The sequence below is a fragment of the Pseudomonas sp. ACM7 genome, assembly GCF_004136015.1.
In the GTDB taxonomy this organism is placed as follows: Bacteria; Pseudomonadota; Gammaproteobacteria; order Pseudomonadales; family Pseudomonadaceae; genus Aquipseudomonas; species Aquipseudomonas frigoris.
Map to the genome: position 1 here is coordinate 3,161,725 of NZ_CP024866.1, position 16,232 is coordinate 3,177,956.

A 16,232-nucleotide genomic window follows, 5' to 3' on the forward strand; every position below is an offset into this window, starting at 1 on the left:
ATGAGTTCTGCCTCTCTTATAAAGACCCCACCCGAGAAGGTGACGGTCAACGGTTGGGTGTTCTACACCTCTACCGCGTTGATCCTGTTGTTGACCGCCATTCTGATTATCGCCCCGCAAGAGGCTGGCAGATTGCTCGGTATTGCCCAGGCCTGGTTGTCCCGCAGCTTCGGCTGGTACTACATGGTGGTGATCGCCGCTTACCTGGTCTTCGTGGTCGGCCTGGCGTTTTCGTCCTACGGCAAGCTCAAACTGGGCAGCAAGGACGACACCCCGGACTTCAGCTACGGCGCCTGGGCGGGGATGCTGTTCTCGTCGGGTATCGGTATTTCGCTGTTGTACTTCGGTGCTTCCGAGCCGCTGGACCACTACTTCAATCCGCCGGAAGGCGTTGCCGGCAGCAACCTCGCTGCACGTCAGGCGGTTCAGCTGACGTTCCTGCACTGGGGCCTGCATGGCTGGGCGATCTACGCATTGGTCGGCCTGGCCGTGGCGTACTTTGCCTACCGTCATAACCAGCCGCTGGCGTTGCGTTCGGCGCTGTATCCGCTGGTGGGCGAGCGTTGGGTCAAAGGCGCGGCCGGTCACGCGGTGGACGGCTTCGGCATGTTCGTGACCCTGCTGGGGCTGGTGACCAACCTGGGGATTGGTTCGTTGCAAGTGTCGTCGGGGCTTGAAAACCTGTTCGGCATGGAACACAGCAATACCAATCTGCTGATCGTGATCATCGTGATGAGCACCGTGGCGACTATCGCTGCCGTGTCCGGCGTGGAAAACGGCATCCGCCGTCTGTCCAACCTGAACATCGTGCTGTTCAGCGGTCTGCTGATTTTCGTGCTGTTGTTCGGCCCGACCCTGCACCTGCTTAACGGCTTCGTGCAAAACATCGGCGACTACCTGAACGGCGTGGTGCTGAAGACTTTCGACCTCTATGTGTACGAAGGCGACAGTGAGAAGTCCGACCGCTGGTTGGGTCTGTGGACCGTGTTCTATTGGGCCTGGTGGATTTCCTGGGCCCCATTCGTCGGCATGTTCATCGCGCGTATTTCCCGTGGTCGCACGGTGCGTGAACTGGTGGCCGGCGTACTGCTGATCCCGCTGGGCTTCACCTTGGCGTGGTTGTCGATTTTCGGTAACTCGGCCCTGGACCTGGTGATGAACCATGGTGCGGTGGAGCTCGGAAAGACGGCGCTGGAACAGCCGTCGATGGCGATTTACCAGTTGCTGGAGCATTACCCGGCGTCGAAGATTGTGATCGGCGTGTCGATCTTTGTCGGTTTCGTGCTGTTCCTGACCCCGGCGGATTCCGGCGCGGTGATGATGGCCAACCTTTCCTGCAAGGGCGGTAACGTCGACGAAGACGCCCCGCACTGGCTGCGGATCTTCTGGTCGGCGGTGATCACGCTGGTGACCATCGGCCTGCTGTTCGCCGGTAACTTCGAAGCCATGCAAACCATGGTGGTGCTCGCCGGTCTGCCGTTCTCGGTGGTGCTGGTGTTCTTCATGTTTGGCCTGCACAAGGCCATGCGCCAGGACGTGCAGATCGAACAGGAGCAAGCGGAGCTGGCTGCGCGCGGTCGTCGTGGTTTCAGCGAGCGTTTGACGCAGCTGGACTTGCAGCCGAATCAGTCGATTGTTCAGCGTTTCATGGACAAGCAAGTCAGCCCGGCGCTGGAAGATGCAGCTGTGCAATTGCGTGCTCAGGGTCTGGATGTGCAGACGTTGCTGGGCAAGTCGAAACGCTGCATGGGCGTGCGGATCGAGATGGAAGAGGGCAACCCTTTTGTCTACGAAGTGAGCCTGGACGGCTATCTGGCAGCGGCGAGCGACATGGTTTCGGCTGAAAGTGCTGATGAGCCCCGCGCACGTTACTACCGCGCCGAGGTGTACCTGCACAACGGCAGCCAGGACTACGACTTGATGGGCTTCACTTCGGATCAGATCACCCGTGATGTGCTCGATCAGTTTGAAAGCCATCGGCAGCTCCTTGGCCGGGTCTATAGCTAAAACTTGATAGGACGCGGAGTTTCGATCTGAAGCACCGCGTCGTGTTCTTCGCGAGCAAGCCCGCTCCCACATTTGATCTGAGTCGTTCACAAATCCAATGTGGGAGCGGGCTTGCTCGCGAAGGGGCCATCAGCTTCGACGCCGCATTACCCGATGTCCCGATAAACAAAAACGCCGCGATCCTCTCGCGGCGTTTTTGTGTGTGTTGCCTTAACCCAGGTTCTTGCCGAGCAGTGCGTGATACAGCTCACTGTCACCGAGAATCCCGACCACCTTGTTGTTGTCGTGCAGCACCAGTTTGTTGCCCGTCTGATATCGAATCTGCAGCGCTTCGCGCATGCCGATGTTCGAATCCACTACCGTTGGCCGACGACCCAACCCTTCAACCGCTTGACCCGGCACCCAGTTCTGCAGATCCAGGCTCGCGCCGTTCTGACGAGCGCCCTTGATGGTGTTGCCTTCCGCCAGGTCCAGCCACGAATCGCCGCCCGGATCCAGGCATACCGAACCGTTGATGCGTTTGCAGTTGTCGAGGGTGCGCATCAGGCTGCGACCGCACAGTACGTTCAGCGGGTTGGTGTGGGCCACGAAGGTCCGCACGTAATCGTCCGCAGGGTTCAACACGATCTCTTCCGGCACGCTGTACTGAACAATGCGGCCGTCTTTCATGATTGCGATACGGCTGCCGAGCTTCAGGGCTTCATCGAGGTCGTGGCTCACGAACACGATGGTTTTGTTCAGCTTGCTTTGCAGTTCCAGCAGTTCGTCTTGCAGGCCTTGGCGGATCAGCGGGTCGAGGGCCGAGAACGGTTCGTCCATCAGCAGAATGTCGGCGTCCATCGCCAGCGCGCGGGCCAGGCCCACACGTTGCTGCATACCACCGGAGAGCTCGTCCGGCTTCTTGTTGCGCCACTGGGTCAGGCCCACCAGCTCAAGCTTCTCGTCCACCAGTTTGCGGCGTTCCTTCTCCGGACGACCCTGCATTTCCAGACCAAAGCTGATGTTCTCGCGAACGGTCAGCCAAGGCATCAGGGCGAATTTCTGGAACACCATCGCAATGCGCTTGGTGCGCATCATTTTCAGTTCCGCCGGGGTGCAGGACGCGATGTCGATCTGCTTGCCTTCGTGCTCGACGAACAACTTGCCACGGCTGACGGTGTTGAGGCCGTTGATGCAGCGCAGCAAGCTGGACTTGCCGGAGCCGGACAGGCCCATCAGTACACAGATTTCACCTTTTTCGACATCCAGGCTGGCCTTTTCAACGCCAACAATCTGCCCGGTCTTTTTCAGGATCTGGTCGCGTGTCATGCCCTGGTCGAGGAGTTTCAAGGCCTCGCGCGGGTCTTTGGAGAAGATTACGTCGACGTCTTCGAAGCGAATAATGCTCATGCGTCACCCCCTACTTTGGCTTCGGGTTGTTTGCAGATACGGTCGAGCATGATCGCCAGCAGTACGATCGCCAGGCCGGCTTCGAAGCCCAGGGCGATATCAGCAGTGTTCAGTGCGTTGACCACGGGTTTGCCCAGGCCGTCGGCGCCCACCAGTGCCGCGATCACCACCATCGACAGCGACAGCATGATGCACTGGGTAATACCGGCCGCGATGCTTGGCATGGCGTGGGGCAGTTCAATCCGTGAAAGCAGTTGACGGCGCGAGCAGCCGAAGGCTTTGCCGGCGTCCATCAGTTCCTGCGGAACATCGCGAATGCCCAGGTAGGTCAGGCGGATAGGCGCGGCAATCGCGAACACTACCGTCGAAATCAAGCCCGGGACCACACCCAGACCGAAGAGGGTCAGGGTAGGAATGAGGTACACGAAGGTCGGTACGGTCTGCATCAGATCGAGCACCGGACGCATCAGTGTGTAGAACATCGGTTTGTGCGCGGCGACGATGCCCAACGGCACGCCGATGACCACGCAGACCAGGGTGGCGAACAACACCTGGGCAAGGGTTTCCATGGTTTCCTGCCAGTACCCCAGATTGAGGATCAGCAGGAAGGAGGCGATGACAAAAACGGTCAGTCCCCACTTTCGTTGAATGAAGTGTGCCAGTAGCGCGATGAGGCCGATCAATGCCAGCGGGTTGAACCAGGTCAGCGCAAAAGTCACGCCGTGGATCATCGTTTCCAGTGACACGGCGATTGCGTCGAAGGTGCTGGCGCCGTGTTGCGTCAACCATTCAACGAAGCCCGCGATGTACTGGCCTAAAGGTATTTTCTGATCAATCAGCATGGTAGTGAACGTCCGCATGCAAGGAAATAAACAGCCCGGGCGAGCGAACTCGCCCGGCGTAAGCGATTACTGCGCGAGCTTGGCTTTCACGGCCTCCAGGCCTGGTTTACCGTCAATGGTGGTCACGCCAGCGAGCCAGGTATCGAGGACCTGTGGATTCTTTTTCAGCCAGGCCTTGGCGGCCGCGTCAGGCTTCATTTTGTCGTCCAGGATGTTGCCCATCAGCGAGCTTTCCATGTCGACGGTGAATTCCAGGTTTTTCAGCAACTGGCCAACGTTGCTGCATTCCTGGGCATAACCCTTGCGAGTGTTGGTCGCCACGGTGGCGGCACCGAAGTCGGGGCCGAAGTAATCGTCACCACCAGTGAGATATTGGATCTTGAAGCGCTTGTTCATCGGGTGGGGCGCCCAGCCGAGGAACACCACGGCGGTATCGCGTTTCTGGGCGCGGTCGACTTGCGACAGCATGCCCGCTTCGCTGGACTCGACGATCTTGAATCCGGCGTCTTTCAAGCCGAAGGCGTTCTTGTCGATCATACTCTGAATCAGACGGTTGCCATCGTTACCCGGTTCGATGCCGTAGATCTTGCCGTCGAGTTCTTTCTTGAATTTCGGAATGTCGGCGAAGTCGTGAAGACCTTTGTCATACAGCGCTTGAGGTACGGCGAGGGTGTACTTGGCGCCTGTGAGGTTGGTGCGCACGACGTCCACGGTGCCGGCATCGCGATAAGCCTTGATGTCGTTTTCCATGGTCGGCATCCAGTTACCCAGGAATACGTCCATGTTCTTGCCGTCGGCCAGGGACTTGTAGGTCACCGGTACGGAAATCATCGTGGTTTTGGTCTTGTAGCCGAGGGCGTCGAGGACGACGCTGGTGGTGGCGGTCGTTGCGGTGATGTCGGTCCAGCCGACATCGGAGAAGTTTACGGTGCTGCATTGAGCCGGTTCTGCGGCGTGAGCCAGAAGCGGCAGACTCAGCATGGCGGCCAACAACAACGACGGGGAACCTTTCATGGATGGACTCCTTGGTGTTTTTTTTGGCAGTGTTCCGACTGGACCACCGCACTTATAGGTTGCGGTTGGATGGCGTTTTGGAGACAGCTCTACCACGGCGCCTTGCAATCGAGTCGATACGATCATGTACCAGTGAAAATCTGACGCCTACAGGGGGCGTCGTAACCAGTACAGGGATGGTCGCATCCAGTGTCGGTGACGTCGTTTACAGCTTTTTTCAGCCCTCTTTGCCCCTCTGATCCGCAAAAAAACGGCGAAAACGCAGCGTCAAAGGCCCGCGGCGTTGGTGGGCATGAGTGCGTCGGTGTGAGACGTCGAACGACATGACAAAAGGCTGATGATGCGGCCATCTCGGCGGATTGCAGCTTGAGCGTAGCAGCTCCGTCACTGGGCGCTTTTGCGTCTGGAGTAGGCACATCCAGGAGTTCGGCAGTAATGGCTATCAGTGTTTTCGACCTGTTCAAAATCGGCATCGGCCCTTCCAGTTCGCACACCGTGGGGCCTATGCGGGCCGCCGCGTTGTTCGTGCAAGGTTTGCGTGAGCAGGGTCTTTTGGAACAAGTAAGGCGCGTCGAAGTTCAGCTTTATGGTTCGTTGTCGGCCACCGGCATCGGTCACGGCAGCGACAACGCAGTGATCATGGGCCTGATGGGCGAGTGGCCGGACGCGATCGATCCATCGCAAATCGGCATTCGCATCGAAACCCTGCGCGAAACCCGCACGCTGTTGCTCGACGGTCGTTTGTCAGTCCCGTTCAACTGGGCCCGGGACATGCGCCTGATCGACGAGAACCTGCCGTTCCACCCCAACGCCATGACGCTGATCGTCGACGGTGATGACGGCGAGCTGCATCGCGACACCTACTATTCCATCGGCGGCGGTTTTGTCGTCGATGAAGCACAAGCCTCCAGCGGTGTGGTGGACCTGGACCGCACGGTGTTGCCGTACGATTTTTCCAGTGCCGCCGAGCTGCTCAGCCTCTGTAAGCAGCACAACTTGCGCGTCGCCGAATTGATGATGGCCAACGAGAAGGTCTGGCGCAGCGAAGAGGAAATCCGCGCCGGCCTGATGAAGCTTTGGCGGGCCATGCAGGATTGCGTCGAACAAGGTCTCAAGCACGAAGGTATCTTGCCCGGTGGCCTGAATGTGCGTCGTCGCGCGGCCAAACTGCACCGCAGCCTGCAAGAACTGAACAAGCCCAATGTGATCGGCTCGACCTTGAGCGCCATGGAGTGGGTCAACCTGTTCGCCCTGGCGGTCAACGAAGAAAATGCCGCTGGCGGGCGCATGGTGACTGCGCCGACCAATGGCGCGGCGGGGATCATTCCGGCGGTGCTGCACTACTTTATGAAGTTCAGCGAGGTGGTGACTGACGCCAACGTAGTCGACTATTTCCTCAGTGCGGCGGCGGTAGGGATTCTGTGCAAGAAGAACGCTTCGATTTCCGGTGCCGAAGTCGGCTGCCAGGGCGAGGTCGGTTCGGCCTGCGCCATGGCGGCGGCCGGGCTGGCGGAGATTCTGGGTGCCACACCGGAGCAGCTGTGCAACGCGGCGGAAATCGGCCTGGAACACAACCTCGGCCTGACCTGCGACCCGGTGGGCGGGTTGGTGCAAGTGCCGTGCATCGAGCGCAATGCGATTGCCGCGGTGAAGGCGATCAACGCGGCGCAGATGGCGCTGCGTGGCGACGGTCAGCACTTTATCTCGCTGGATCGGGTGATCCGCACCATGCGTGATACTGGTGCGGACATGCATGACAAATATAAAGAGACATCGCGGGGTGGGTTGGCGGTTAGCGCGGTTGAGTGCTGAGTCAGTAATACCGAGTTGCCTGCTTCGCGAGCAAGCCCGCTCCCACATTCGACCGCATTACCCTGAGAGAACTCGGTCAACTGTGGGAGCGAGCTTGCTCGCGAAGGCGCCAGACCAGTCAAAACTGCGCGCTAAGTGAACACCGGAATCAAAACGCGCCACGTTTTGGCGCGTCGCTTACAGATAAGCGACTTGCCCGAGATCCGGGATCCAAGTTGGCCATTACCGCCTGTCACCTGTGCTTGTGGTGACACTCTTCACCAGGTCGCTGTAGCCCTGTTCCCACAAGTGCTACCGATTTGCTCACGCCCTACGGGGCAGAGCGCCTCCCGCCGATAATGGCACTTATCACCCCCACTCCCCGCGCGTCACATCTAGACACATCGCGACGTCGTTTTCAGGAGTTATTGAACGGCCATTCAACTTTAGGCATGGCATTTGCTCTGTCATTACAAAGCCCGTCTCCCACGCGAGAACGATGGCAATAACAAGAGCCTCCGCCTGAGGCCATCACCCGCTTTGTGTGAGGAGATACCGCGATGACGACGTTCAACTCCGGGGCCCAACCCCAGAACCGTGCGCCTCAATCCATCGGCTTTTTGCTGCTGGACAATTTCACGCTTATTTCTCTGGCCTCCGCAGTAGAACCCCTGCGCATGGCCAACCAATTGTCCGGTCGCGAGCTGTATCGCTGGAGCACGCTTACCGTCGACGGCGGTCAGGTCTGGGCCAGTGACGGTCTGCAGATCACTCCCGACGCCTCCATGCACAAAGCGCCTCCCATGGACACCATCATTGTCTGTGGCGGTATCGGCATACAGCGCACTGTTACCCGTGAACACGTTTCGTGGCTGCAAAGCCAGGCGCGTCAGTCCAAGCGTCTGGGCGCGGTCTGCACCGGTAGCTGGGCCCTGGCCTGCGCCGGTTTGCTGGACGGTTTCGATTGCAGCGTGCACTGGGAATGCCTGGCCGCTATGCAGGAAGCATTCCCGCGTGTGGCCATGAGCACCCGGTTGTTCACCCTCGACCGCAACCGTTTCACCAGCTCCGGTGGCACCGCGCCGCTGGACATGATGCTGCACCTGATCAGCCGCGATCACGGTCGTGAACTGTCCGCTGCGATTTCGGAGATGTTTGTCTACGAACGCATCCGCAACGAGCAGGATCACCAGCGTGTGCCGCTCAAGCACATGCTCGGCACCAACCAGCCGAAGTTGCAGGAAATTGTAGCGCTGATGGAGGCCAACCTCGAAGAGCCGATCGACCTCGACGAACTGGCGGTGTACGTCGCCGTGTCCCGACGTCAGCTGGAGCGGCTGTTCCAGAAATACCTGCACTGCTCGCCGTCGCGTTACTACCTGAAACTGCGCTTGATTCGCGCCCGGCAGCTGCTCAAGCAAACGCCTATGTCGATCATCGAAGTGGCCTCGGTGTGTGGCTTCGTGTCTACGCCGCACTTCTCCAAGTGCTACCGCGAATACTTCGGCATTCCGCCGCGTGACGAGCGCGTAGGTTCCAACACCACGCAACAAGTGGCGATGATGCCGCTGCCGCAAGCACTGGTGCTGTCGCCGTTGTCCGGGCCGTTGTCGGCGTTGAGTCAGGCGCGCAATGAGTCGACGTTCGCCAGCGTAAGGCTCTAGACCGAGGCGCTCCCTTCGCGAGCAAGCCCGCTCCCACATTCGACCGAGTCTCTCAGGGGGAATACGGTCAAATGTGGGAGCGGGCTTGCTCGCGAAAGCGGTTTATCAGGCGCTACGGCTCTGCTGATACTCCGCCAACGCGGGCAGCAATTGCCTGTCGATGGCCTGGCGCACGGCCGGCAGAATGGTCGCGCTGCTGGTGTACATCTGCTTGACCATGGTCCGCAGTTCCATTGCCCGTTCGTTGTTCAAGCCCCGTACCGCGCATTCGCAGGCCTGCTCAGCGGTTGCGCCAGGGGGCACTGCAAATCCCAACGCCTTGAGCTGGCCCAACAGGTCTTCCTGGTCTATCAAATCGGCGTGCATCATGACGCAATCCTTCTTCAGGGAACGGTGTCGTGGCTCGATTCTCGTAGGGGTACGGAGTGGCGGCAAGGACGATTTGTCGCAATGGCCGCAATACCTATGAACAGGTCGTTTTCGGCTAACTTGCACAGGAGGAGAGTGGGCACACTGGGATCAGCTGGCTTCACGAAGGTTTGGTCACCCTCGCGCAACGGCTCCTCAACAGTACCCACCTCTGCCCCGATCCTGTCACGGCTTGATCGGGGTTTTTTTTGCCTGTGAATCAGGGAGATATGAGTTGTCTGGACTGGCGCTTTCGCGAGCAAGCCCGCTCCCACAGGTGACCGAGTTCTAACAGGAGAATGCGGTCGAATGTGGGAGCGGGCTTGCTCGCGAAGAACAATGACGCGGTTCAGCGTTGTAAAACGAGGATGCGCGACAACAATTCATCACGGTCGACATAACAACCCTGAAAATGCCGGGCACCGGTGGCGGGGTCGAAGGCGTTGCGGGCGTGGAGGGTGCGGCGGTTGTCGAAACACCACATTTCGCCGGGGTTCAGCCGAGTCATCACGCGGAATCGCGTTTCCCGGGTCATCGCAATAAAGCGGCGGTAGGCGTGATAGAGAGCGGGCATCTGCTCGACCGACGCATCGAACGGACCGCGCAGAAAATTCGCCATGCGGATTTCCGAAACCTGCCCAAAGGCATCCAGCGCGATGATCGGCGCGAGACAGCGGTAGTCGCTGTGGCGGTCTTTATTACGGAACTCCACAGGGATTTCGCACAGGCTTTTAAACGCCTCGGGATCATCATCGCGCAAGGCTTCGGCAATGGCAAAACCGTCAACGAAAATACTCTCGCCACCCTCGGCGTCATTCACCAGGCAATGCAGGAATTGCAGCCCCGGTTGCAGCTCCCGGGTCGGCAAATCGCTGTGCAGCGGCAGGTTGAATGCGGTGTAGGCATTGCTGTCGGCATCGGCCTTGGATTGCACGTTGAACAGCACGCCAAAATTGCTCTCGCGGATGAAGGAAATCCGCTGGGCGATCAGCTTCAACGAGCCCGGCTCGGTGGGCACGCCGCGAACCTGGGTCAGGCCGGTATCGCGCACGGCCAGCAGCCATTGCAGCAGGGCATCGTTGTCGTTCATCAACGACTGGTATTCGAACACTGGCAGCTTCAGGTTGCTGTTCCAGAGCTGGCTTTTTGGCTTGGCAGCCCGGCGTTCGGCGCGGGACTCGTCATCGTAGGCGTGGGCCCGTAACCAGCCAGGATCGAAGCGGCTGAGATGGCCGTCCTGCCAGTCGACACGCAGGCAGCCTTCGGCATCAATGCTGACGTCTGAGGGCTTCAGGTTTTCCGCGACGTCGACGATTTCCAGCACTTGCTCGCGGGTCACGGTGTAGACGCACAGCGGGCACGGACAGTTGTCCCGCAGCCACTGATGATGAAACGGGCTGACACGGTCATCGGCCCACTTCACTTGAATTCGCTCCGCCAGGGTGTGTACGGCGGTCAACGCGCTGATCAACGGGTAGGTGCGGAAGTCGGCAAAAGCGGCGGCGGTGTTCAATGGCGATCTCCTTGTTATTTTTTAGGGGGTAACGCGATCACTCGGCCAATGTAGTCGGGGGCGGGCAGGTCGGTTTGCTCGGCGACGATGGCTTGCAACTTGCTCAAGGTGTCTTCGCTGAACGGTGCGGAGCGCGGCCCGGCGAGGTCGACGTGCAGCAGCATTTGCTCGTTGCCCGCCAGCTCCTTGTCATCGCCTACCAAATGCAGGCTGTGATAGAGGTGCAGGCGTTTTTGGTCGTGGCCGATGATTTGGGTGTGCACTTCGACGTCGGCGTCGAGCTTCACTTCGTGCAGGTAATTGAGGTGCAGTTCGAGGGTGAACAGCGAGTTGCCGCTGGCTTCGCGGTTGTTGCTGTCGAGCCCTAAGCGATCCATCAGCGCGTCGGTGGCGTAGCTGAAGATGAGCAGGTAGAAGGCATCGCGCAGGTGGCCGTTGTAGTCGACCCAGTCGGGGATGATTTTGGTTTGGTAGGTGGTGAGGGTGGGCATGATGAGTGATCCTGGATGTGTGGTGACTGGGCTGCCGTCTTCGCGAGCAAGTCGAATCGTCGCACCGCCGCTCCCACAGGGGATTTGCTGGGTGACATAGATTGTATTCACACCTCAAATCAACTGTGGGAGCGGCGGTGCGACGATTCGACTTGCTCGCGAAGGGGCCAGCCTTGCTGGCCCATAGCTGAGGGTTATTCGCTAAACGCCATCCCATGCTTCTCTTTGGTGGTCTTCACCGCCTCCAGCACCGCCAGCAAGCAATCATCACGATAGCGCTCCAGCGCTGAAATGCTGTGTGTGCCCAACTGATCACTGGTGCCATCCACTACATCATCGATCAACTTGTCCGTCAGCTCCGGCGCCGGCAGATACGTCCACGGCAACTGCAACGCCGGCCCGAATTGCGCCATGAAGTGCCGCATGCCCGCATCGCCACCCGCCAGGGTGTAGGTCAAGAACGTGCCCATGAATGACCAGCGCAGACCCGCACCAAAGCGGATCGCATCATCGATTTCACCGGTGGTCGCCACACCGTCGTTGACCAGGTGCAGCGCCTCACGCCACAGCGCTTCGAGCAAGCGGTCGGCGATAAAACCGGGTACTTCCTTGCGCACATGCAGCGGACGCATGCCCAGGGATTCATAGACTTTCATTGCCGCTTGAACGGCTTGCGGGGCGGTGTTTTTGCCGCCAACCACTTCCACCAGCGGCAGCAGATAAACCGGGTTGAACGGGTGCCCGACGACGCAGCGTTCCGGGTGCGTCGAACTCTCGTAGAACTCGCTCGGCAACAGGCCGGAAGTACTGGAACCGATCAAGGCATTGGGTTTGGCCGCTGCGCTGATTTTGGCGTGTAGTTCCAGTTTCAGGTCCAGACGCTCAGGGGCGCTTTCCTGAATGAAATCCGCGTCGCGAACGCATTCTTCAATGGTTGCGACAAAGCGCAGCCGATCCTGCGATGCACCCGGCGCAAGGCCCTGTTTCTCCAAAGCACCCCAGGCATTGGCGACGCGTTTGCGCAGCGCTGCTTCGGCACCGGGCGCCGGGTCCCAGGCCACCACGTCGAGGCCGTGGGCGAGGGCGCGAGACACCCAACCGCTGCCGATGACACCGCTGCCCAGGGCGGCGAAGGTTTTGATTTCGGTGATAAAAGTCATGGCGACGTCCTAAAAGAATTCTGTAATCCCCTGTGGGAGCGGGCTTGCTCGCGAAAGCGGAGTGTCAGTCGACAGAAATGTCGGATGTAACGGCCTCTTCGCGAGCAAGCCCGCTCCCACAGGGTTAGGTGTAAGTTCGGGTCAGCCGCGCTTGGTCAGGCCCATTTTTGCCCGGCCTTCCGCCGGCGTCAGAACACGGGCGCCGAGACGGCTGAGGATTTCCGAGGCGCGTTCGACCAGTTGGCCGTTGGTTGCCAGTACGCCCTTGTCCAGCCAGATGTTGTCTTCCAGGCCGACCCGCACGTTGCCGCCAAGCAGCACCGCTTGCGCAGCCATCGGCATTTGCATGCGACCGATGCCGAAACCGGCCCAGACCGCATTGGCAGGCAGGTTGTCGACCATGGCCTTCATGGTGGTGGTGTCGGCCGGCGCGCCCCACGGGATGCCCAGGCACAGTTGGAACAACGGGTCGTCGAGCAACCCTTCCTTGATCATCTGCTTGGCGAACCACAGGTGACCGGTATCGAAGATTTCCAGCTCGGCCTTCACGCCCAGCTCTTGAATTCGCTTCGCGCCGGAACGCAGTTGCGCCGGGGTGGAGACGTAAATGGTGTCCCCGTCGCCGAAGTTCAGGGTGCCGCAATCGAGGGTGCAGATTTCCGGCAGCAGCTCTTCAACGTGGGCCAGACGGGTCAGCGGGCCGACCAGGTCGGTGTTCGGGCCGAACTCCATCGGGTTCTCGCCAGCGCCGATTTCCAGGTCGCCGCCCATGCCGGCGGTGAGGTTGACGATAATGTCGACGTCCGCCTCGCGGATGCGCTCCATCACTTCGCGATACAGGGCTACATCACGGCTGAATTTGCCGGTTTCGGGGTTACGAACGTGGCAGTGGACTACGGTGGCGCCGGCCTTGGCGGCTTCCACGGCGGCAGCGGCGATTTGTTTCGGGGTGACCGGCACGTGTGGGCTCTTGCTGGTCGTGTCGCCAGCACCGGTGAGTGCGCAGGTGATGATGACGTCGTGGTTCATGAGGCGGGTTCCTTGCAGGCGTGATGATTCCGTTCGCAGCCCGGTCGGGCTGCGAGTCGGTGGTTCAATCGGGTTTATTTGGTGGTCAGTTGCAGGTTTTCAGCAGCGGGTTTGCCATCGAAGGTGGTCACGCCTTCGAGCCAGCGTTGCTTGTCTTGCGGGTGATCCTTCAGCCATTGCTTGGCCGACTCGAAAGCGTCCTTGTGATCCAGCAGCGGCTGCATCATCCGGCTCTCGTCTTCGGCGGTGTACTTCAGGTTGCTCAGCAAGCGACCGATGTTCGGGCATTGCTCGGCGTATTTCGGCGCGGTGACGGTCCAGACCGTGGCCATGCCTTCGTTCGGGCCCAGGGCGTCGTCGCTGCCGGTGAGGTACGTCATCTTCACATTGACGTTCATCGGATGCGGCGCCCAGCCGAAGAACACCACGGCCTCGTTGCGGCGCACGGCGCGATCCACCGCCGCGAGCATGCCGGCTTCACTGGACTCGACCAACTGGAACTTGCCGAGGCCAAACTGGTTCTTGGCAATCATTGCCTTGATCTGGGTGTTGGCTCCCGAACCTGGTTCGATGCCGTAGATCTTGCCGCCCAGCTCTTTCTCGAACTTGGCGATGTCAGCGAAGGTTTTCAGGCCCTTGTCGGCGAGGTAAGTCGGTACGGCGAGGGTGGCGCGGGCATCTTTCAGGCTTGGCGCTTCAAGCACTTTGACCTGCTTGCCATCGACGAACGGGGTGATGGTCTGGGTCATCAGCGGGTTCCAGTAGCCCAGGAACAAGTCCAGGCGCTGATCGCGGATCCCGGCGAAGATGATTTGCTGGGAAGCGCTGGTTTGTTTGGTGTTGTAGCCGAGGCCATCGAGCAGGACTTGGGTCATGGCGCTGGTGGCGATCACGTCGGTCCAGTTCACAACGCCCATGCGCACGTTCTGGCATGAAGCAGGTTCGGCCGCCATGACGCTGGCGCTCAGGAAAGCGGTACCGCTGAGTGCAAGAACACAGCTGCTGATCAGTCGTTTCATCTCAGGTTCCTCGGCAGTTCGTTATTGTGGGTCCGGTCGTCTGCATCCGGTCTTGCGGATAGCGCTCATATTTTGGCGAGTGGCTGTTGTCCTCAGGCAAGGCGCCGCGACGAGTCATAGCTCGCTATGACGAGGAGCGGCAACGCAGCTTGAGGGGCAACAGACGCCGCAAAAATTGAGCAGCTATCCGTAAGACCGGATGCGCCGTGCGCCGGTGATGCCAAGTTACGCAGCTTAAGGCCCGCTAAAGCGCACTGCGGCGACCAGCTCTTGCACTGCAGCGACCTGCGCTCTTGAATGCCTCTTGCAAGTGGCGTATCAACGTCCACACGCTTCCCGCCCTCTCGTTACCTGCCAGTCGAGTGCGCTCCATGTCCCAGGATTTCTACTTCTTGTTGATGCCGGGTTTCTCGGCGATTGGATTTATCTCTGCCATCGAGCCGCTGCGGGTTGCCAATCGCTTTCGTGGCGAACTCTACCGCTGGCATGTGCTCAGCGCGGATGGCGGGGCGGTATTGGCCAGCAATGGCATGTCGGTCAACGCCGATGCGGCGCTGGAACCGCTGAAGAAAGGTGCGACGTTGTTGGTGGTAGCCGGTTTCGAGCCGCTGAAGTTCGCAACCCCGGCGCTGGAACACTGGCTGCGCCGACTGGACAACGAAGGCGTGACCCTCGGCGCCATCGACACCGGCAGCTTCATCCTCGCCGAGGCCGGCCTGCTCGACGGCCACCGCCTGACCCTGCACTGGGAAGCCATCGACGCGTTCAAGGAGTCTTATCCACAGCTCAGCGTCACCCAGGAGCTGTTCGAGATCGACCGCCGGCGCATCACCTCTGCCGGCGGCACTGCGTCCATCGACCTGATGCTCGACCTCATCAGCCAGGCCCATGGCCCGGAACTGGCGATCCAGGTCAGCGAACAATTCGTGCTCGGCCGCATCCGCCCGCGCAAAGACCACCAGCGCATGGAAGTCGCCACGCGTTATGGCATCAGCAACAAGAAACTGGTGCAGGTGATTGGGGAGATGGAGCAGCACAGCGAGCCGCCGCTGAGTACGCTGGAATTGGCCGAATCGATCAAGGTGACGCGACGGCAGTTGGAGCGATTGTTTCGCCTGCACCTGAACGACACACCGAGCAATTTCTACCTGCGCTTGCGGCTGGAGAAGGCCCGGCAGCTGTTGCGGCAGACGGACATGAGCGTGTTGGAAGTGAGTATCGCGTGCGGGTTTGAATCGCCGTCGTATTTCACCCGGAGTTATCGGGCACGGTTTGAGCGGTGTCCAAGGGAAGACCGACGGCGGCTGGGGGATGGTCGGGAACTGGTTTGATCGCGCCAGAAGCCTGTACACAAGACAAAATGTGGGAGCGGGCTTGCTCGCGAATGCGGTCAGTCATTCAACATTGATGTCAACTGATCCACCGCATTCGCGAGCAAGCCCGCTCCCACATTTTGATCCGTTTTCGCTTTTACTTCTTCATCAGGGCGGAGCAGGCCGCTTTAAACGCTTCATGCTGATACTTGTTCAACGTCCCCGGCAGTTCAAAGTCGAATTTCTTGTTCTGTGCATTGATGGTCTGTGGCGACAGCAACGTCACCTCGCAACTATCCAGCAACTGGAAAACACCCTCGATCTTGAACGTGGTCGGCCCACCAGCGAATTCGCCTTTCTTGCTGCGCTTCTTGATCGCAATCCGATCGATGGCGTTCTCGCGCACAAACGAGGCGACTTGAGCGGCGAAGACTTTGACGTTGGCGGCTTCGTCGTCATCGTCGAGGGCGATTTTCTTGGTGGCCAGGGCGACATGGCTCAAGACCTGATCGTCGAGGGCGGCCACGGCGATGATCGCTTCGCTGCCTTTGATTTCGATGCCGCAGAATTTCATGTCGATCCCTTTCACAGC

Annotated in this window: 14 protein-coding genes; 4 read left to right on the forward strand and 10 right to left on the reverse strand. The window is 59.7% G+C overall.

Annotated features, from left to right (window positions below; genetic code table 11):
- The first annotated feature begins 57 nt into the window (after positions 1 to 57).
- On the forward strand, positions 58 to 2,007 hold the full coding sequence (locus CUN63_RS14845) for a BCCT family transporter (protein WP_256657752.1): 1,950 nt from the start codon (positions 58 to 60) through the stop codon (positions 2,005 to 2,007).
- A 210-nt stretch (positions 2,008 to 2,217) separates the two neighbouring features.
- On the opposite strand, the gene choV is transcribed toward CUN63_RS14845, so the two are convergent.
- From choV to CUN63_RS14860, 3 genes are all read right to left on the reverse strand, one after another.
- Positions 2,218 to 3,396, reverse strand: coding sequence for a choline ABC transporter ATP-binding protein (gene choV, locus CUN63_RS14850; RefSeq protein WP_129440470.1), 1,179 nt, complete (start codon positions 3,394 to 3,396; stop codon positions 2,218 to 2,220).
- The gene (gene choW, locus CUN63_RS14855; protein WP_129440472.1) at positions 3,393 to 4,238 is read right to left on the reverse strand and encodes a choline ABC transporter permease subunit; all 846 of its coding nucleotides are present in this window, start codon (positions 4,236 to 4,238) and stop codon (positions 3,393 to 3,395) included. The genes choV and choW overlap by 4 nt, the downstream gene beginning before the upstream one ends.
- Positions 4,239 to 4,304: 66 nt before the next feature.
- Positions 4,305 to 5,252, reverse strand: coding sequence for a choline ABC transporter substrate-binding protein (locus CUN63_RS14860; RefSeq protein ID WP_129440474.1), 948 nt, complete (start codon positions 5,250 to 5,252; stop codon positions 4,305 to 4,307).
- Between the two features lie 435 nt (positions 5,253 to 5,687).
- Here CUN63_RS14860 and CUN63_RS14865 point away from each other — a divergent pair, with 435 nt between their 5' ends.
- A complete protein-coding gene (locus CUN63_RS14865) occupies positions 5,688 to 7,064 on the forward strand; it encodes an L-serine ammonia-lyase (protein WP_129440476.1) in 1,377 nt (458 codons plus the stop codon).
- A 539-nt stretch (positions 7,065 to 7,603) separates the two neighbouring features.
- Complete coding sequence (locus CUN63_RS14870) at positions 7,604 to 8,707, forward strand: GlxA family transcriptional regulator (protein ID WP_129440478.1); 1,104 nt, start codon at positions 7,604 to 7,606, stop codon at positions 8,705 to 8,707.
- A gap of 105 nt (positions 8,708 to 8,812) precedes the next feature.
- Here the strand turns inward: CUN63_RS14870 and CUN63_RS14875 are convergent, their stop codons facing one another.
- The 6 genes from CUN63_RS14875 to choX form a co-directional block, all read right to left on the reverse strand.
- Positions 8,813 to 9,076, reverse strand: coding sequence for a hypothetical protein (locus CUN63_RS14875; RefSeq protein WP_129440480.1), 264 nt, complete (start codon positions 9,074 to 9,076; stop codon positions 8,813 to 8,815).
- 388 nt (positions 9,077 to 9,464) lie between these two features.
- Positions 9,465 to 10,628 (reverse strand): gamma-butyrobetaine dioxygenase, encoded by a 1,164-nt coding sequence (locus tag CUN63_RS14885; RefSeq protein WP_129440484.1) that lies wholly within the window; start codon positions 10,626 to 10,628, stop codon positions 9,465 to 9,467.
- Between the two features lie 14 nt (positions 10,629 to 10,642).
- Positions 10,643 to 11,119: a thioesterase family protein gene (locus CUN63_RS14890; RefSeq protein ID WP_129440486.1), complete on the reverse strand. Its 477-nt coding sequence runs from the start codon at positions 11,117 to 11,119 to the stop codon at positions 10,643 to 10,645.
- 194 nt (positions 11,120 to 11,313) lie between these two features.
- Complete coding sequence (locus CUN63_RS14895) at positions 11,314 to 12,279, reverse strand: L-carnitine dehydrogenase (protein ID WP_129440488.1); 966 nt, start codon at positions 12,277 to 12,279, stop codon at positions 11,314 to 11,316.
- A 141-nt stretch (positions 12,280 to 12,420) separates the two neighbouring features.
- Positions 12,421 to 13,308 (reverse strand): 3-keto-5-aminohexanoate cleavage protein, encoded by an 888-nt coding sequence (locus CUN63_RS14905; protein WP_046045300.1) that lies wholly within the window; start codon positions 13,306 to 13,308, stop codon positions 12,421 to 12,423.
- A gap of 74 nt (positions 13,309 to 13,382) precedes the next feature.
- Positions 13,383 to 14,327 carry a choline ABC transporter substrate-binding protein gene (gene choX, locus CUN63_RS14910; protein WP_129440490.1) on the reverse strand — a complete coding sequence of 315 codons (945 nt, stop codon included), beginning with the start codon at positions 14,325 to 14,327 and terminating at the stop codon, positions 13,383 to 13,385.
- A 371-nt stretch (positions 14,328 to 14,698) separates the two neighbouring features.
- On the opposite strand from choX, the gene CUN63_RS14915 reads away from it, so the two are divergent.
- Positions 14,699 to 15,658 carry a GlxA family transcriptional regulator gene (locus CUN63_RS14915; protein ID WP_129440492.1) on the forward strand — a complete coding sequence of 320 codons (960 nt, stop codon included), beginning with the start codon at positions 14,699 to 14,701 and terminating at the stop codon, positions 15,656 to 15,658.
- A 139-nt stretch (positions 15,659 to 15,797) separates the two neighbouring features.
- Here CUN63_RS14915 and CUN63_RS14920 read toward each other — a convergent pair whose 3' ends face one another.
- Positions 15,798 to 16,214 carry a DUF3010 family protein gene (locus CUN63_RS14920; protein WP_129440494.1) on the reverse strand — a complete coding sequence of 139 codons (417 nt, stop codon included), beginning with the start codon at positions 16,212 to 16,214 and terminating at the stop codon, positions 15,798 to 15,800.
- Positions 16,215 to 16,232 lie beyond the last annotated feature (18 nt).